Raw genomic sequence first — 15,748 nt, 5'->3', positions numbered from 1 at the left:
TTTCTCTTGCTAAAGAAAGGGACTTGGGTTCTCTAACACTTTTTGTGGAGTTAGCCAATAAACAATACTACATCTAACTCTAAGCCCGTAGGGCTGTCATCTTGGTAGAAAAGAGTAAACCCAACCCACCCGCAACGCCGTAGGCGTGAAATATGCCACTGCTACGCAGTTTTATGTGGGTATATGCATTATTTTCTACCAAAATAGCACACCTTCGGTGTTAGTCAAGGGCAGATGAAAGTCCATTGCTTACATAAGTTTTACACGGAAAGTGTCAGAGAACAGGGACTTTGGAGTAAAGAAAATTTCAAAACCACTTTTGATTGAGTATATTCATTTTCAATTAAGCAAACAGGTCTAATAGTAGGACTGTCATATTCCACTCCTACAGAGTTTTTTTACTAATCATTTCATAAAGTTCTACAAATATAGCAGTCCTACGGACTCAGAAAATTAACTCAAACAACTTCTTAGACTATTAGCATAGTTAAAAGTTTTGAAAAATTATATAGTTTCAATCTGGTTAATAAAATAAGTTTCTAACTCTTGTAAAGATTTTTCTGATTTTGGAGAATCTTTTATAATTTTTCCTTCATCAATTAGGATAATTCTTTCTGAAACATCTGTAATATGTCTTAAATCATGACTTGAAATTAGAACTGTGGTTTTATGATTAATTACCAAATCTTTAATAATAGATTTAAGTCTAATTTGAGAGCTTGGGTCTAAGTTTGCAAAAGGTTCATCTAAAATTAGAAGTTGAGGGTTAGATAACATTGCTGCTACAATTCCAATTTTAACTTTATTCCCTTGTGAAAAATCTCTTATATATTTACGCTTATTCTGTGTAATTTCTTTAGTGAGAAAATCTTGGTATTTCTCCAACTGTAATTGAAATACATTTTCTTGCATTTTATACAATGTACTTACAAATTTAAAATACTCTATAGTGGTTAGAAAAGGGATTAGAAAGCCCTGCTCAAGAAATGAACCTGTGTGAACTTTCCAATCTTCTGTTTGTGTTATATTTTTGTTATCAAACAAAATTGCCCCATTATCTGCTTTTAATAAGTCTAATAATAGTCTGAAAAGGGTGGTTTTACCAGCACCATTATTACCAACAACACCAATAGATTCATTTTTTTCAATTTTTAGATATGGTATATTTAAGACAGTTTTATTCCCAAATTTTTTTATTAACTCTTTAATTTCTAACATAATATAAATTTAATTTTTTATGATTTTTGTATCAACAAATATTTTGAGCCTTGCCACTTTTTATATATCTTCTCTATCCAAAAGTGGCTACAAAATAAACTGGCTAAGCCAATTAGAAGTATTACAACATGGAAAATGATGTTCTTTTGGAAGAGGATAAATATAATAATTGATATAGCAACAATTACTAAACTTCCTATAAATGATGGAATATCAAATTTTCTATTCGTGAAATTGAGAAATACGTTTTTTGCCAAGTCTATGGTATCCCTGCTATCTACTGTAAAATATAAAAGAAGTGGAATGTAAACACCAATACTGAAAGTGGACAGGCAGACGTAATAAAAAATACTATCAGGAAAAAGAAATAAAGTTATAAATAAATAAATAATAAAAGAAAAAATAGATAGTAGAAAACTAAAATAAACTCTAACTTTAATCAAGTATTTGATTGCCAATTTTTTAGTTGCAAAAATTTCTATGAAGCTATTGCTAAGTGCAAATATAGAACCACTATAATAGATACTTAGAAGACATGGAATAAGTGTATAAGACATAATAATTAGCATATCACTTAGTATAAACTCAGGATCTCCTGATACTAATGCAGGAACTAAAATCAAATACATCACAAACGAATATAGAGATATAAATAAGATATTTTTAGGGTATCTATTACGAATAATTAATTTAAAATCGAGGCTTAAAAGCCGCATAGCTAATTTTATATTCATACTTAATATCAGTTTTTTAAATCGGTGTAAATATTCTTAGAAAAATAATAAAAAGTAATTTCGTACAATAAATAAATAAAAACACAAAGTATCGTTATTACAAATAGTGGTTTATCAATAAGGTTGATAAAAAAAGAAACTGACCATATTTCTATTTTATCATTACTTAATAAAATGATTGAAAAAATTAAAAACATGATAAAAACTAAATAACCTTTTCCCAAAGACCGTTTTATAAGAGCATGAACAAGATTAGAACATATACATACTAAAAACAATCCAAACTCATAAATTAAAAATTCGGTTAGTTTCCAGTGGTCTTTGAATAATAGGTACTTAGCATAAAGAGGTGTAACAATTAACATGGTTATAAACCCCCAAAAACTAAAAAAGCTCCTTAATATTACATAAGATATGATAGTAGAACTACTTATTGGTAAGAACTTATAATGCTTTATATTGAGGGCTGAGACGCTTTGGACTTGTATTCTAAAGTGAAGGTAGAATAAAAGTAATTTCAAAAACTCAGCATGAATTAGCTCTAAAGTATTTTCTACCTCTGCAAGATTTCTTAAAATAGAATCACTAAGTAAGATAAAATAAGTAAATCCATAGGCTAAAATAATAATAGTCAGTCCGATCAACATATTTATCCACAAATTTTGGCTAAACAAGTTGCTTCGTCTAAATTCTAACAATTGATGTCTAATAAATATTCTAAAAACCAAATATGTATTTAACATTGAGTTTAGTTTCAGTTCAAGATAAGTAAACTTCCAGAAATAGCGGCAATAACTTATTGATATGTAAGAATAAGATTATTGCCGCACTTTTTAGTTATTCATAGGACAGTTCGTAGTAACTTGTCTGCCAGCATATGCAACAAGCAATACGCTACCAGCTCCTACTATTGGAGCAAAAGCACCCGATGCCACTGTACCTCCTACCCCAACTAAAACGCTCCCTACATAGCCAACTATAGACCATGCACAATCAGCAAAGCCACCCCCATTCACAGCAGCCATCTCATTCAAACTTAACTTTTTCATAAATTTACAAAGGTTTTAAATGTTGAACAATATGTTTTGAACTATTGTAAATCGATTTACAGTAGCAAACATAAAGCGCAACAGTCCGATAATATCGGACTGAGGGGAAAAAATTTTACAAAAAAGAAATTTCATTTTTGCGACTCTGCCCATAGCTTTTCAAAACGTTCTATCGCTACCTGCTCGCCCAAAGAATAATAAAACAGTTCCTCTGTAACAAAAAAAGACTGCGCCAAGTAGGTAAGCAAGCCACTCAGCAAGCAAATAGAGACAAAAACTAAACGCTTGTCGGTGTCAAGAAAAGTGGAATGTAAGAAGTGCATAAGATTAAGACTATTTTTATTCCTGAGGAGACGATTTTGTAAAATATTTTCTCTTGATGTAAATCCATGAAGTCCAGATAAAGAAGCATAGTAATATAGGATAACCTGAAATTTTTATAAATCTTAAATAAAATATCTCATCATCAGACAATTCTTCATGGTTGAGAAAAATCTTTAGCTGAAGGTAGCCAAGAGCAAGGGCAATTAAAGATGATACTATTCCAAGACCGTTATATAATTGCTTCATATTTTTATCGTAATAAGTTAAAATAATTTAAGATTTACCTAAATTAATTTTTAAGAGAAACATCTGGTAATTTTGATATACCAGATGTTCTACTTATCTAATCCATTCATTTTTTCATGAATGGATAAAAACTTACTTGTATAATTTTATTTTGTCGCTTCACAAATTATCGCATTGATTGCCAGAAAAGTACCAGCACCCGCCAGACCTCCTGCTACACTTGCCAATATGGTTTCTGGTTTTGCTGCAGCCAAGAATAATCCTGGAAGTCCAGTAACAACAGAACCCCAAGTTGAAGCAAAACAAAATCCATCTCTAAATGCTCCATTATAGCCTCCATGAATTTGAAACATTTGATTTAAATCTAATTTTTTCATGGTTTTAAGATATTTTATGTTATCAAAAGTTAAAATAATAGTACAAAAATTATTTACTACCTCCCATTAGGCATAAAAGACCGCCTATGTTGCCAAAGTACATACCTAAACCACCAGCAACAGCAAGTCCTACCCCACCTGTTACTATTGCAGCACCTACAAGTGCCATGCCTAATGCTAAAGTTGCTCCTGCACTAGCACAAAAAGAATCAGGAATATAACCCCCATTCACAGCAGCCATCTCATTCAAACTTAACTTTTTCATAATTTTACAAAGGTTTTAAATGTTGAACAATAATTTTTTTACATTCTTGCAAATCGCGATTTACAGTAGCAAACATAAAGCGCAGCAGTCCGATAATATCGGACTGGGGGAAAAAAATTTACAAAAAAGAAATCTCATTTTTTTGACTATTACTCATCAGACTTTCCAAATAGGCTTTCACAGGATTTTTGTCCTCTCCAAAACCATGTAACACTGCCTGATTTTCTAACTCACTCATGGTCAAGTTAAACTTGATTTCGCCTTCTTTGAGCAAAGCAAACCTATCGCACACTTCTGCAATGATGTCGTATTGGTGCGAAGTAATCAAAATACAAGCTCCTTTGCTTGCCATAGAACGAAATAGTTTACATATCTTCTGCACAGAAACAAAATCAACTCCATCAAAAGGCTCATCTAAAATTAGGTACTTCGGCTGGTGAATCAGTGCCGCCGCCAAAGAAACTTTTGCCTTCATGCCTTTAGAATAGTCCTCAATCCATTTTTTGTTGTCTATAGGTAATTCCATAAACGCCAATAGTTCCTCTATTCTTGGCTTATAATCTTGTTTAGGCAGTTCGTACATTTCTGCCACAAATTCCAGATACTCTCTGGCAGAAAACTTTTCTATGTAAATGGGCTGGTCAAAAACGTAGCCTACTTTGCGGCGATACTCGTAGCTATCAAGGCTAATTTGTTCACTATCAATTTCTATACCTCCACCATTTCTTTTTAAAATACAAGACAAAATCTTGATTAGTGTAGATTTCCCTGCTCCATTCGCTCCTAAAAGTGCTTGCACACAGCCAGTGGCAACCTCCAAAGATACGCCTTTCAACACTTCTTGCTTGTCGTATTTTTTCTTTATATTTTTTAAAATTATCATTTTATCAATATGTTATAAAAATGAATACTCAATAACCAAATTGCCGTTAAACAGCCGCAGATAACTATAAAAATAAGAGTTTCGTTTGCTTGGCTCCGCAATAAATAAAAAACACCTACCATAAGAAAGAATACCAAATTGTAAAGCACAAAAGAAAAGATAACACCACCAAAATCATTCGCATTAACTCGATGCAGTATATTGGCAACGCACAACCCCCCCAAAGTACACATCATTACTATTAAGTATTGATGTATAAAACCAATACTATCTATAATCATAATTTTATCTTCTAAAAATTGTCCCCAAAACTGTCCTAATAAAGAACATAGCAAAAAGACCAAAGTAACAAAAGCAAGGAGTAAGATATTGGAAATGAACAATAATTTTTTTAGAGGTGCGTTTGTAACACGATATAAAATAGAATAGAACTTAGGTTTGAAGGCAGGATTTAAAAAAACTTGGAAAACAAAAATACTTAGAAAAACACTAAATTCTCCCAAACCATATAAGAAAAAAGGTAATGCAAAACCCAATACGCACACACGTACAAAATCTTGTTGCCTCAAAGCCAATTTTAAAAGCAAAATCACCATGCAATAACTTAATTTTTTCTTTGAAAATTAAGCACTTCACTACTTGGAAAAGGATTGACTAATCCTGCTTTCCATATTCCTTTAATACTCAGCCAAACTGAAAAAGGGGTAAGTAATAACAATGTAAAAAATAAATATACTTCATTCCCCCAATACCAGTTATCTATTTTTTTGATGAAATTGTTAATCTTGGGATTCATTGCTTGAGTTTCAGAAAAAGGTAACGGCACAACCCCTATGCCCTGCGAAAAGCTGATAGGAGCCACAATGAGTACAGTTAGAAGCATAATTACAAAACCAAAAAAAATAAGATATAGTGTCTTGGTGCGATAACTCCATGTATATCCTAAATAAAATAGACTATTGAAAGTTATATAAACAGCAAGCATATTAAAACACCACACCAATTGCAATTCTTTTATAAGAGCAAGTAGCAAACAAAAAGAGAACGCAATGAAAGAAGTATTGACCAACAATTTTAAGATTAAAAGCATTCCTATATTAGAGATATGGCTTGGGGGGAAAATAGGAATATGAAAAAAATGTATGCCTAAATACAATTTATCTAACATCTTTGCAAATAAGGTATATGCTAAGAGCATCATACTAAATAATACCCAAGAGCCAACATAATACGAAACATAGGCTATATAAAAAGAGAACAAAGGTACAGTTAATTGTCGCCACCAGTCTTTGGTGTAGAGAGAGCGTAAATAACTGATAAAGAAAAATTTAATTAATGTCATTGTCAAAAAATTTAGACTGGGTTATAGAGTGAAGTAAAAATAATCTTATCTTTACTTCACTCTTACAATTTAAAGATTATTGGAAGGCACAGTTAATCCAACCAGCTACCATACCTCCAAAAAAACCAGCTGTAGCTGTAATTACAACAGCAGGACCTGCAATTGCACCTGCTATTGCCCCACTTGCCGCACCTGCAAGCGCACCAACAGCAATAGCTTTTTCACAACCACCCCCATTCACAGCAGCCATCTCATTCAAACTTAACTTTTTCATAATTTTACAAAGGTTTTAAATGTTGAACAATAATTTTTTTACATTCTTGCAAATCGCGATTTACAGTAGCAAACATAAAGCGCAGCAGTCCGATAATATCGGACTGGGGGAAAAAAATTTTGAGGAAGTAGTAAAAAGACAATTTCCCCCCGATATTTTTTCCATGTCGTCTTTGCTAAGTTTGTTTTTGGGTTTGAAGCCTATCTCAAAGTAACCATCTTGAGTATAGTAGTAGGTTTGGCGATGCGGGCAGTAGGCAATTTCTGCTCCATAGTCTTTCATCAGGTTTAACGTTTCAAAAAGCGTACTTCGTGAAATGCCGAGTTTAGAGGCGAGTTGCTCGGCAGAGCCAGTTTTTTTCAGACGCATGAGTTGGTCTATGCGGCTGATGCGTTCCAGATACTTTTGCATAAGTCAAAGAATCAAAAATGTTCGTAGATAGAATAAAGTGTAGTCTGTTGTTTATGGTCAAGTTCTCTTACAAGGAACGATACATGTAGGGGTAGTGTTTCAAAAAATCACCTCACCACTCTGAATTTAACATAAAAATTGCGGTCAAATTCCAAAGTAATATTTTCTCCTTTTTTGACTTTTTCTTTCACGGCAAGGGTCTGCCACTGCTCGGTAGGGCTAAGCCAGTGTTCTTCTCCTCTGATTTTGGCTTTGATAGGCATATCAAAATCTTTCACACATTCCGTCCAACGATAGGCGATTTCGTTGTTTCCTACTTTATACTCCAAAATAGGCACTTGGACAGTACGCAAATACTGCTCAAAAACCTTACTAAAATCTCTCCCAGCCTGCTCGCTGATATAGCTTTCCACTTGCTTAGAATCCACTGTTTGATGATAAAAACTTTGATTCAGTCCTCTCAAAATCTTTCTAAATTTTTCATCGTCGTTGATGATTTGGCGGATAGTATGCAGCATATTTGCTCCTTTGTAATACATATCGCCTGAACCCCGCTTGTTTACTCCATACGTTCCGATGATGGGAATGTCATTTTGAATAAGGCGGCGAGTCCCTATCACATAATCGTTACCTGCTTCTTTGCCAAAAGCACACTGAGTAAAGATGGTTTCCGAATAGGCAGTGAATCCCTCGTGTACCCACATATCAGCGATGTCATTGGTGGAGATATTGTTCCCAAACCACTCATGCCCCGTTTCGTGAATAATGATAAAATCCCATTTTAGTCCCCAGCCTGTTCCTGACAAATCTGAACCTTTGTAGCCCATGTAATACTCATTCCCATACGCCACTGCGCTCTGGTGTTCCATTCCCAAGTGAGGAGATTCCACCAGTTTGTAACTATCTTCGTAAAAAGGATATGCCCCAAACCAATGCTCAAAGCACTGCATCATCTGGGGAACGACTTTGAAGTGTGTTTTTGCCTTTTCTAAGTTATGTTCAAGTACCCAATAGCTACAATCCAATTTGCCTTTTTCTCCTTCGTACACCTCTGTCCAGTTAGCATATTTGCCGATATAAGGTACTAAGTTATAGCTATTGATAGGTTTAGTAACTGCCCAAGTAAAAGTATGCGTACCATTTTGATTGTCTTGTACTTGGCGCAAACGACCATTGCCAATAGCGGCAAGAGTTTTAGGAACGGTAATCCTCATTGCCGCACTATCAGGCTCATCGCTTTGGTGGTCTTTGCAAGGATACCATACGCTTGCGCCCAAACCCTGACAAGCCACGCTCATCCATGGATTGCCTTTGGCATCTCTCGTCCAAATCCACCCTCCGTCCCAAGGCGGTCTGATAGCCACTCTTGGCTTGCCCGAGTAAGTAATTTCAATTTGCTCTATCTCTTTGGAAGGTTTGATATTTTGTTTAAAATCAATCAAATACACATTACCATCTCTTTGAAAAGATAGATTTTGACCTTTCCAACTTACCTTATCTATTTGCATAGGTTGTTGTAGGTCTATTTGCATGATGCGATTTTCTTTTAACACTTTGAAGGAAAGTGTCATTTTTCCTGTAATAGTGCGTTTCTCATAGTCTGGGGTAAAGTCTATCAAGTAATGAGTAACATTCCACCAAGCACGCTCAGCGGTAATCGTTCCTCTCAAAGAATCTTGACGTGAGAAATACTGGGCTTGTGTAGGAAAATAGAGTAAAGTAATTATTAAAAAAGCGAAGTAAGAAGAATATTTTTTTTGCATTTTTAGTATGAATAAGGATTTCAGTTTGAGTAAATGTAAGTTATTTTGTTTGAAATACAAGAATTGTTGTGAAGAAATTATGCGATAAGTGGTGTTTTTTTAACAAGGAAACTTCCAAGTTTTTGAGGAAATAAGCAGATTTTTGCCTTTCTTTCTTGTCAAAAATTTTTCTAAATTTGATTTCATTCAAAACTAATATACTATGCAAAGATTAACTTATCTCTCTTTTTCTTTTGCCTTGCTCTTGCTTCATTTTGCTTGTTCTTCTTTTGCCCAAATTCCTGATATGCAACAAAATCCGCCTTCAGTGAAGTGGCATCAACTTAATACGCCCAATTTTCGCATTATTTATCCTATTAACTTCGAGAAAGAAGCACTCAGAACTGCCAATACTTTAGAGCAAATTTATAAGGTAGAAGGGCTGAGTCTGGAACGCAACCCTAAGCCTATCAGTATTTTATTGCAAAATCAAAGTGCTATTTCCAATGCTTTTGTAACCCTTGTTCCTCGAAGGTCTGAGTTTTTTACCCTGCCCCCCCAAGACTACAACTTTATTGGGACAAACGATTGGCTGAACTTGCTGATGATACACGAGTTTCGTCATGTAGTCCAATACGAAAAAAGTAAAACAGGATTTAGTAAATTGGTTTACAATGTTTTCGGAAATTTAGCTTTATCAGGCTTAGGCGCACTTTCTGTGCCTAATTGGTTTTGGGAAGGAGATGCAGTAGGCATGGAAACGGCTCTTTCCCCAAGCGGCAGGGGCAGGATTCCTAACTTTGACTTGCTCTACCGCACCAACTTGTTGGAAAGAGGGGCTTTTACTTACAACAAGGCACATTTGCGTTCTTTGAAGCACCAAGTCCCTAACCACTATGTACTTGGCTATCTGTTTACTACACACATTCGCCAAAAAATGCAAGACGGAAAGATTTGGTCGCCTATTACCCAAAAAGCCTTTGGACAGTCTATTTTGCCTTTTACTTTTTCTAATGCTATTAAAAAACATACAGGAAAATACTTGGTCAAAACCTACCAAGAAATGAATCAGTCTTTGGATAGTCTATGGCGAAAACAAATCCAAGACCTGCCTATCACAGAAGCAAGCACTTTAAACCAAAGAAAATCAAAAGTTTATACAGATTACGAGTTCCCACAGTATTTAGCTGATGGGAGCATAGTTGCTGTCAAATCAGGTTTGGGAGATATACAAACGTTGGTAAAAATTGACAAAAACGGAAAGGAAAGCAAGGTTTTTACTTTGGGGATTTTTTCCGACCATGTAATGCTTTCTGCCGCACAAAACAAGGTGGTGTGGAACGAGTTTGAGTTTGACCCACGTTGGCAGATGAAAACGTTTAGAGTAGTAAAAATTTATGATGTAGAAAAGCAAAAACTCACTGTACTGAGGCGAAAAACCCGCTTCTCTTCCTCTGCACTTTCCCCTGATGCCAAAATGGTCGTTACGATTGATAATCAGACGAATGGCTCTATGCAGTTAGTCATATTAGACGCAGAAACGGGAGCAGAAATCAAGCGTTTTGAAAACCCTGAGAACCACTATATCGGAATGCCTCGCTTTGCAGACAACGGAAAGGAAATTGTTTTTTTGAAAACAGTAAGGAATCAAGGCAAGACCATTGCCCTGCTCAACATAGATACGGGAGAAACTCAAAATTTATTGCCTTTTTCAGAAGAAAATTTCGGACACCCTGTCAAGGTCAGAAACTATGTTTTTTACAATTCTCCTTACAATGGGATAGACAATATCTATGTACTTGATTTAGAAAATAATAAGCAGTATCAACTTACCTCACGAAAGTTTGCCGCTTACAATCCTTGTATTTCTGCTGATTTTAAAACCCTCTTATTCAATGACTTTTCCAAAGATGGAATGAATATAGCAGAAATGTCTTTAAATCCTGAAAATTGGATTCCTCGCGAGAAAGTACAAGACCGAAATACTCATTTTTATAAAGTTTGGGTAGAGCAGGAAGGCAACAGCCAAGTCCTCAAAGATATACCCAATACACCTTGGAAACCAGAGCCTTATCCCCTCATATCGGGCATTTTTAATATACATAGCTGGTCGCCTCTTTTAGATGCCAATGACCCCGAGAAACTGCAAATTGGACTTTTTTCGCAAAATTTATTGAGTACTATGCAAGCAAGTGCAGGCTACGAATACAATGCCAATGAGCAGATTGGAAATATTTTTGCCAAGATGAGTTACCAAGGTTGGTTTCCCATGCTCAACTTGGGCTTGCGCTACGGAGGGCGCTCAGGAACGGGAAGAATTGTTAATTCACAAACCAATCAAACGCAAGTAGTTAGCCTTACTTGGGACGAAACCGTATTAGATGCAGGAGTGCAAGTTCCTCTGATTCTGACCAATTCCAAATACCGCAGAAGTCTGAGCATGGGTATTACGAGTTCTTACCGAAGCATTGCCAATTTTAACCGTAGAGAGTTCAGGGACAGGCAGTTTGGTAGCCTTAACTATGGCATCGCCTACCGCAGTGTGTTGAAAGTTGCCCCCAGAGATTTAGCCCCCAAATTTGGCTTTGTTTTCACTGCTAACTACGCGCATACCTTAGGGACTGATTTTAGCGGGGAGATTTTTGGGACACAAGGGCGAATTTACTTGCCAAGTTTTATCAAACATCACTCATTGAGCCTTCGCACAGGCTACCAACGCCAGCAAAATAGGCAAGGAAGTTATTATTTTTCCAGTCCCATCTTATTTACCAGAGGTTACGACTATCAAAATCATGAGTCGCTCATTACGAGTTCTTTGGAATATCGCTTCCCACTTTTTTACCCTGACATAGCTTTGGGACCACTTTTGAATATTCAACGAATCAAAGGTGCCTTGTTGTATGATGTAGGGCAAGGGAGAGATGTAGTCAATGGGTTAGAAACAAAACTTACCAACTACCAATCCATTAGTGCAGAAATAGGTTTTGATGTAAACTTTCTTCGCTTGAACTATATCCTTTTTGACATAGGGATAAGGGCTACTTACATTCCCAATACGCAGCAGTTCATTCCAAGTTTGGTCATAGGGCAGATAGGATTTTAATTTTTTATTTCTTTAAGTAATTGAGCAAATTAAAACGCTTTTTATTCAGTGCCGTAGGCACGACAGCTTTGTAGTGAATAGTAATCAAATAGGTTTATCAAAGTTTTATTAGAGATATAACTATTTGATTATCAAGTTTATATATTGTATCTAACGGGGCTTTGATGATTATTTCTTATGATTTACTACAAAGCGGTCATTCCTACGGAATTAAAAGAACGCACAAAAAAGTTGAACTACTTACCTAACTATTTAAGAATATCTTTCTTTACTCATTACTGCTTGGTGGTTTATAGCTATTAGTCAAGGTCATGCTTAAACAGCTATATAAATCGGGGTTATCTGCACGGAGTTTGCTATATTCCACTTCTGAAAGCGACTAACTTGGTAAAACCTTTGGTAGCAAGTTTTGTAAACTTTCTATGTCATCAGCTAATTTCATAGCATAAAGGTAAGACTTTTTTCCTAATTTTGTAAGGAGCTAAATAGTTGCAATCAAAGAACTATCAATTTTATCTTTGTGTTTACCAACTAAATATAACACTTAAAATTTGAAAAATTAGAACTATGAATAATCATGTATTGAAATATGCTTTTACCACCATGCTGGTATTGGGAATAGCAGTAAGCAGTTTGGCGCAGATGAATTTCGAGCAAGGGACTTGGCAGGAAGTATTGGCAAAGGCAAAAAAAGAAAATAAGCCCATTTTTGTTGATTTCTATGCGGTGTGGTGCGGTCCCTGCAAGATGATGGCAAAAAATGTATTCACTGACCCAGAAGTAGCTGATTACTACAATGCTAACTTTATTTCCTACCAAATAGATGCAGAAAAAGAAGAAAAAGAATTAGTTACCCAAGCGGGAATCAATGCCTATCCCTCTTTATTTTTTTACAATCCACAAGGGCAAGTTATCACTAAAAATATCGGTGCACTTGATGCAAAAAATTTTAAAAAATTTGGGGAAGGAGTTATAGCCAACATGAAAGCTGTAGAAAACCTGCCTAATGTCAAAGCAAGATATGATAAGAATCCTCAAAGCAAGCAAGCATTGGTAGAATACCTAAACTTGCTTATGACGGCGGAGAAATATAGCGAAGCAGAACCTCTTGCCAAAAAATATCTTGCAGAAATGCCAGAGGCAGACCTAAGCAAAGAACTTGCTTGGAAATTGATAAAAAAATTTGTAAATAGTACAGAAACAAGAGAGTATAAATACTTAGTAGCGAATCAAAAAATATTTCTTGAAAAATACGGTCAAGAATTTCAGCAGTATCTATTTGGCTTAGTTAGCGAAAAACTCAATACAGCAGTACAAACCAGAAATAGTAAAGCCCTTACTGAGGCAAAAAATATTTATTATGCTGCTGCCTCTATGATAGACGCAAGCAAACCTAAGGAATATTTTGAGTTAGAGTTAGATTTAGAATACTTCAAAGCTACGCAACAGTGGGCTGATTATTACTCTGTAGTTACAAAGTGGATAGACAAGTATAACGCTGACAACTTACAAGAACTATTCGATAAGTCCATGATGATTGCTGAGAACTCCACCGAGCAAGTAGAATTAGAAAAAGCTCTTTCTTGGATGAGAAAGGTGCTGACTATCAGCAATGAAGCGTTGCCTAACTTAGGTTATGCTATTATCTGGGAAAAGTTGGGTAATAAGGCAGAAGCAAAAAAATATGCTCAAATCGCTTCTGAGAAAAATAATGATAAACAAGTAAAAAATTATATAGACGCTATGTTAGAGCGATTAAAATAAACAGATGTCAAATATCGGCAGAGTAAAAGGTTTTTGTTTAATAAATGAGATTAGAAAGTTTAACAAAAAGTCCTTTTTCTTAAACTTTTTCTCAGATTTAGTGTTTATTACTTTGTGAAATCACATAGCATTGTAGGACAGTCCTCTTTGAATGTTTGCCCTCACACTTGTAAGTGAGCCATTGCAAACGAAAATTTTTAGATGAAAGTCATATCTACCCTTTTTAAAAAATCCGTATTTATTTCTTTGGAGAGGGAAAATATGAAGTATGTAGTAAATTTGGCTTGAAAGAGATTTTCAGGCACTTGTAGTCTAATTAGGCTACGGCAAGTTTTGAGTTGCGAAGTATGCTCAGGCTTGTCAATTTGATAAATACTTCAGGGAAAAAGTATTTTTCTGGCGTTTTCTGTCAGAGGTTAAGTTTTTGTTTTCATTCTGTGAAGAAGCAAAAACTTATAAGTAATTACTTTTTATAAATGTTAAATAATAAAGGTTTACTCAAGCATCATTCAACAACCAACCATGAGAGTTTCGGTATTTAGAAAAGAACATTTTAATGCGGCACATCGCTTGCACAACCCCCAATGGTCTGAGGAAATGAACCAAAGAGTATTTGGGAAGTGCAACAATGCTAATTTTCATGGACATAACTATGAGCTTGTAGTCAAAGTTACAGGCGAGATTCACCCAGAGACAGGCTATGTCATGGACATGAAGGTACTTAGTGATATTATTAAAGAACAGGTTTTAGACCGATTTGACCATAAAAACTTAAACTTAGATGTAGTTGAATTTCAGAAATTAAACCCTACGGCGGAGAATATTGCAGTTGTGATTTGGCAACTCCTTCGCCCTCATTTAAACCAAAATTTAGATTTGAAAATTACTTTATATGAAACAGAACGAAATTTTGTTGAGTTCCCCGCATAAAGGAAACGGACATACACATAACGGACATAAGCATCAAGAAAGCAACCATCTGCATGATGACATAGGCGATGGGCATATCTTGACTTCCCTGAATACTCCACTAAGAGAAGATGCTTTCCAACTCGATGACGACTTGAAAATAGAACTCATAGAGAAACATTTTGAGCAAATCATGCACATTTTGGGCTTGGATTTGACCGATGATAGCCTCAAAGGCACACCACACAGGGTAGCTAAAATGTACGTAAAAGAGATTTTTAGCGGACTAAACCCAGCGAATAAGCCTACAGCTAAACTCTTTGAAAATCAATACAATTACAATCAGATGCTCGTAGAGAAAAATATTACTTTTTACTCTACTTGTGAGCATCACTTCGTTCCTATTTTTGGTAAGGCACACGTAGCCTATTTTTCCAGTGGCAAGGTCATAGGACTTTCTAAACTCAACCGCATTGTGCAGTACTTTGCGAAGCGTCCCCAGGTGCAAGAGCGTCTGACCAACCAAATAGGAGAAGAACTGAAAAAAGCCTTAGCTACCGAAGATGTAGCAGTGATTATGGACGCATATCACCTTTGCGTATCTTCTCGTGGGATACAAGACACCAATAGCAGCACTGTAACTGCCTTTTTCTCAGGTAAATTTGAGGAAGAAAGCGTAAAAGCAGAACTATTGAAATATATAGAAATGAAAACAGGAAATTAGACCTATTAAGCCCACCATTCCCAGTGGTGGGCTTATTTTATATTTTTTTGTAACTATTTAGATAATGTTTTGCGATTATAAATAATTGATAATAAAAGATATAAAAGCAATTTGTATCATAGCTTCTGCTGATTCTATTGTTTTTTCTATTTCTCTGAATAATCTCCTTCGGAAATTTAAGAAACTAAAAGCTCTTTCCACTTGCCATCTATTTTTTTCAGGTACAAATCCTTTTTGACTTTCTGGTTTTTGTCCAATTTCTACTTCCCAGCCATAGACTTCTTGAACATGTGTAATGAAACTATCTTTGTAGCCACTATCAGCGGCTATCTTTTGAAGTCTTGGTACTTTCCCTGATAACTGCTCAATAGCTGCTATACCCG

19 protein-coding genes are annotated in these 15,748 nt (G+C 35.4%); 4 read left to right on the top strand and 15 right to left on the bottom strand.

The features are described 5' to 3' along the window. Positions 1–504 precede the first annotated feature (504 nt). From BM141_RS20700 to BM141_RS20645, 14 genes are all read right to left on the bottom strand, one after another. Complete coding sequence (locus BM141_RS20700; RefSeq protein WP_091549368.1) at positions 505–1,218, bottom strand: ATP-binding cassette domain-containing protein; 714 nt, start codon at positions 1,216–1,218, stop codon at positions 505–507. A gap of 17 nt (positions 1,219–1,235) precedes the next feature. Continuing rightward, positions 1,236–1,934 carry a DUF5687 family protein gene (locus BM141_RS23830; RefSeq protein WP_394331696.1) on the bottom strand — a complete coding sequence of 233 codons (699 nt, stop codon included), beginning with the start codon at positions 1,932–1,934 and terminating at the stop codon, positions 1,236–1,238. Positions 1,935–1,960: 26 nt separating this feature from the next. After that, positions 1,961–2,695, bottom strand: a complete 735-nt coding sequence (locus tag BM141_RS23825; RefSeq protein ID WP_221407723.1) for a DUF5687 family protein — start codon at positions 2,693–2,695, stop codon at positions 1,961–1,963. A gap of 90 nt (positions 2,696–2,785) precedes the next feature. Further along, positions 2,786–3,001 (bottom strand): hypothetical protein, encoded by a 216-nt coding sequence (locus BM141_RS20685; RefSeq protein WP_091549365.1) that lies wholly within the window; start codon positions 2,999–3,001, stop codon positions 2,786–2,788. 131 nt (positions 3,002–3,132) lie between these two features. Further along, complete coding sequence (locus BM141_RS22675; RefSeq protein WP_143091041.1) at positions 3,133–3,324, bottom strand: hypothetical protein; 192 nt, start codon at positions 3,322–3,324, stop codon at positions 3,133–3,135. Between the two features lie 16 nt (positions 3,325–3,340). Then, the gene (locus BM141_RS22670; protein ID WP_143091040.1) at positions 3,341–3,571 is read right to left on the bottom strand and encodes a hypothetical protein; all 231 of its coding nucleotides are present in this window, start codon (positions 3,569–3,571) and stop codon (positions 3,341–3,343) included. 146 nt (positions 3,572–3,717) lie between these two features. Further along, on the bottom strand, positions 3,718–3,948 hold the full coding sequence (locus tag BM141_RS20680; protein ID WP_091549364.1) for a hypothetical protein: 231 nt from the start codon (positions 3,946–3,948) through the stop codon (positions 3,718–3,720). A 49-nt stretch (positions 3,949–3,997) separates the two neighbouring features. Continuing rightward, complete coding sequence (locus BM141_RS20675; protein WP_091549363.1) at positions 3,998–4,213, bottom strand: hypothetical protein; 216 nt, start codon at positions 4,211–4,213, stop codon at positions 3,998–4,000. A gap of 118 nt (positions 4,214–4,331) precedes the next feature. Then, positions 4,332–5,096, bottom strand: coding sequence for an ABC transporter ATP-binding protein (locus tag BM141_RS20670; protein ID WP_091549362.1), 765 nt, complete (start codon positions 5,094–5,096; stop codon positions 4,332–4,334). Continuing rightward, complete coding sequence (locus BM141_RS20665; protein ID WP_091549361.1) at positions 5,093–5,692, bottom strand: hypothetical protein; 600 nt, start codon at positions 5,690–5,692, stop codon at positions 5,093–5,095. Before BM141_RS20665 ends, BM141_RS20670 begins: the two co-directional genes overlap by 4 nt. 8 nt (positions 5,693–5,700) lie before the next feature. Further along, complete coding sequence (locus BM141_RS20660) at positions 5,701–6,438, bottom strand: hypothetical protein (RefSeq protein WP_091549360.1); 738 nt, start codon at positions 6,436–6,438, stop codon at positions 5,701–5,703. Between the two features lie 76 nt (positions 6,439–6,514). Further along, entirely contained in the window at positions 6,515–6,712 is a 198-nt protein-coding gene (locus tag BM141_RS20655; protein ID WP_091549359.1) for a hypothetical protein, read from the bottom strand. 60 nt (positions 6,713–6,772) lie between these two features. Then, positions 6,773–7,123, bottom strand: a complete 351-nt coding sequence (locus BM141_RS22665; RefSeq protein WP_143091039.1) for an HTH domain-containing protein — start codon at positions 7,121–7,123, stop codon at positions 6,773–6,775. A 107-nt stretch (positions 7,124–7,230) separates the two neighbouring features. Further along, positions 7,231–8,886, bottom strand: a complete 1,656-nt coding sequence (locus BM141_RS20645; RefSeq protein WP_091549358.1) for a M1 family metallopeptidase — start codon at positions 8,884–8,886, stop codon at positions 7,231–7,233. Positions 8,887–9,088: 202 nt separating this feature from the next. Here BM141_RS20645 and BM141_RS20640 point away from each other — a divergent pair, with 202 nt between their 5' ends. The 4 genes from BM141_RS20640 (at position 9,089) to folE (ending at position 15,365) form a co-directional block, all read left to right on the top strand. Then, complete coding sequence (locus tag BM141_RS20640) at positions 9,089–11,968, top strand: BamA/TamA family outer membrane protein (RefSeq protein WP_091549357.1); 2,880 nt, start codon at positions 9,089–9,091, stop codon at positions 11,966–11,968. A gap of 567 nt (positions 11,969–12,535) precedes the next feature. Next, on the top strand, positions 12,536–13,732 hold the full coding sequence (locus tag BM141_RS20635; protein WP_091549356.1) for a thioredoxin fold domain-containing protein: 1,197 nt from the start codon (positions 12,536–12,538) through the stop codon (positions 13,730–13,732). Positions 13,733–14,254: 522 nt separating this feature from the next. Continuing rightward, a complete protein-coding gene (locus tag BM141_RS20630) occupies positions 14,255–14,662 on the top strand; it encodes a 6-pyruvoyl trahydropterin synthase family protein (protein ID WP_091549355.1) in 408 nt (135 codons plus the stop codon). Beyond that, positions 14,625–15,365 (top strand): GTP cyclohydrolase I FolE, encoded by a 741-nt coding sequence (gene folE, locus BM141_RS20625; protein WP_091549354.1) that lies wholly within the window; start codon positions 14,625–14,627, stop codon positions 15,363–15,365. The genes BM141_RS20630 and folE overlap by 38 nt, the downstream gene beginning before the upstream one ends. 75 nt (positions 15,366–15,440) lie before the next feature. On the opposite strand, the gene BM141_RS20620 is transcribed toward folE, so the two are convergent. Then, the coding region (locus tag BM141_RS20620) for a transposase (RefSeq protein ID WP_143091038.1) at positions 15,441–15,748 on the bottom strand (308 nt) is incomplete at its 5' end.

Origin of the sequence: Thermoflexibacter ruber (genome assembly GCF_900113045.1) — a bacterium.
Taxonomy (GTDB): domain Bacteria; phylum Bacteroidota; class Bacteroidia; order Cytophagales; family Thermoflexibacteraceae; genus Thermoflexibacter; species Thermoflexibacter ruber.
This window is presented reverse-complemented; position numbering and strand designations above follow the sequence as displayed.

What these genes read in the sequence shown, in the direction of transcription:
- BM141_RS20700 (WP_091549368.1), bottom strand. Translation starts at nt 1,218, where the DNA reads ATGTTAGAAATTAAAGAGTTAATAAAAAAATTTGGGAATAAAACTGTC.
- BM141_RS23830 (WP_394331696.1), bottom strand. Translation starts at nt 1,934, where the DNA reads ATGCGGCTTTTAAGCCTCGATTTTAAATTAATTATTCGTAATAGATAC.
- BM141_RS23825 (WP_221407723.1), bottom strand. Translation starts at nt 2,695, where the DNA reads ATGTTAAATACATATTTGGTTTTTAGAATATTTATTAGACATCAATTG.
- BM141_RS20685 (WP_091549365.1), bottom strand. Translation starts at nt 3,001, where the DNA reads ATGAAAAAGTTAAGTTTGAATGAGATGGCTGCTGTGAATGGGGGTGGC.
- BM141_RS22675 (WP_143091041.1), bottom strand. Translation starts at nt 3,324, where the DNA reads ATGCACTTCTTACATTCCACTTTTCTTGACACCGACAAGCGTTTAGTT.
- BM141_RS22670 (WP_143091040.1), bottom strand. Translation starts at nt 3,571, where the DNA reads ATGAAGCAATTATATAACGGTCTTGGAATAGTATCATCTTTAATTGCC.
- BM141_RS20680 (WP_091549364.1), bottom strand. Translation starts at nt 3,948, where the DNA reads ATGAAAAAATTAGATTTAAATCAAATGTTTCAAATTCATGGAGGCTAT.
- BM141_RS20675 (WP_091549363.1), bottom strand. Translation starts at nt 4,213, where the DNA reads ATGAAAAAGTTAAGTTTGAATGAGATGGCTGCTGTGAATGGGGGTTAT.
- BM141_RS20670 (WP_091549362.1), bottom strand. Translation starts at nt 5,096, where the DNA reads ATGATAATTTTAAAAAATATAAAGAAAAAATACGACAAGCAAGAAGTG.
- BM141_RS20665 (WP_091549361.1), bottom strand. Translation starts at nt 5,692, where the DNA reads ATGGTGATTTTGCTTTTAAAATTGGCTTTGAGGCAACAAGATTTTGTA.
- BM141_RS20660 (WP_091549360.1), bottom strand. Translation starts at nt 6,438, where the DNA reads ATGACATTAATTAAATTTTTCTTTATCAGTTATTTACGCTCTCTCTAC.
- BM141_RS20655 (WP_091549359.1), bottom strand. Translation starts at nt 6,712, where the DNA reads ATGAAAAAGTTAAGTTTGAATGAGATGGCTGCTGTGAATGGGGGTGGT.
- BM141_RS22665 (WP_143091039.1), bottom strand. Translation starts at nt 7,123, where the DNA reads ATGCAAAAGTATCTGGAACGCATCAGCCGCATAGACCAACTCATGCGT.
- BM141_RS20645 (WP_091549358.1), bottom strand. Translation starts at nt 8,886, where the DNA reads ATGCAAAAAAAATATTCTTCTTACTTCGCTTTTTTAATAATTACTTTA.
- BM141_RS20640 (WP_091549357.1), top strand. Translation starts at nt 9,089, where the DNA reads ATGCAAAGATTAACTTATCTCTCTTTTTCTTTTGCCTTGCTCTTGCTT.
- BM141_RS20635 (WP_091549356.1), top strand. Translation starts at nt 12,536, where the DNA reads ATGAATAATCATGTATTGAAATATGCTTTTACCACCATGCTGGTATTG.
- BM141_RS20630 (WP_091549355.1), top strand. Translation starts at nt 14,255, where the DNA reads ATGAGAGTTTCGGTATTTAGAAAAGAACATTTTAATGCGGCACATCGC.
- folE (WP_091549354.1), top strand. Translation starts at nt 14,625, where the DNA reads ATGAAACAGAACGAAATTTTGTTGAGTTCCCCGCATAAAGGAAACGGA.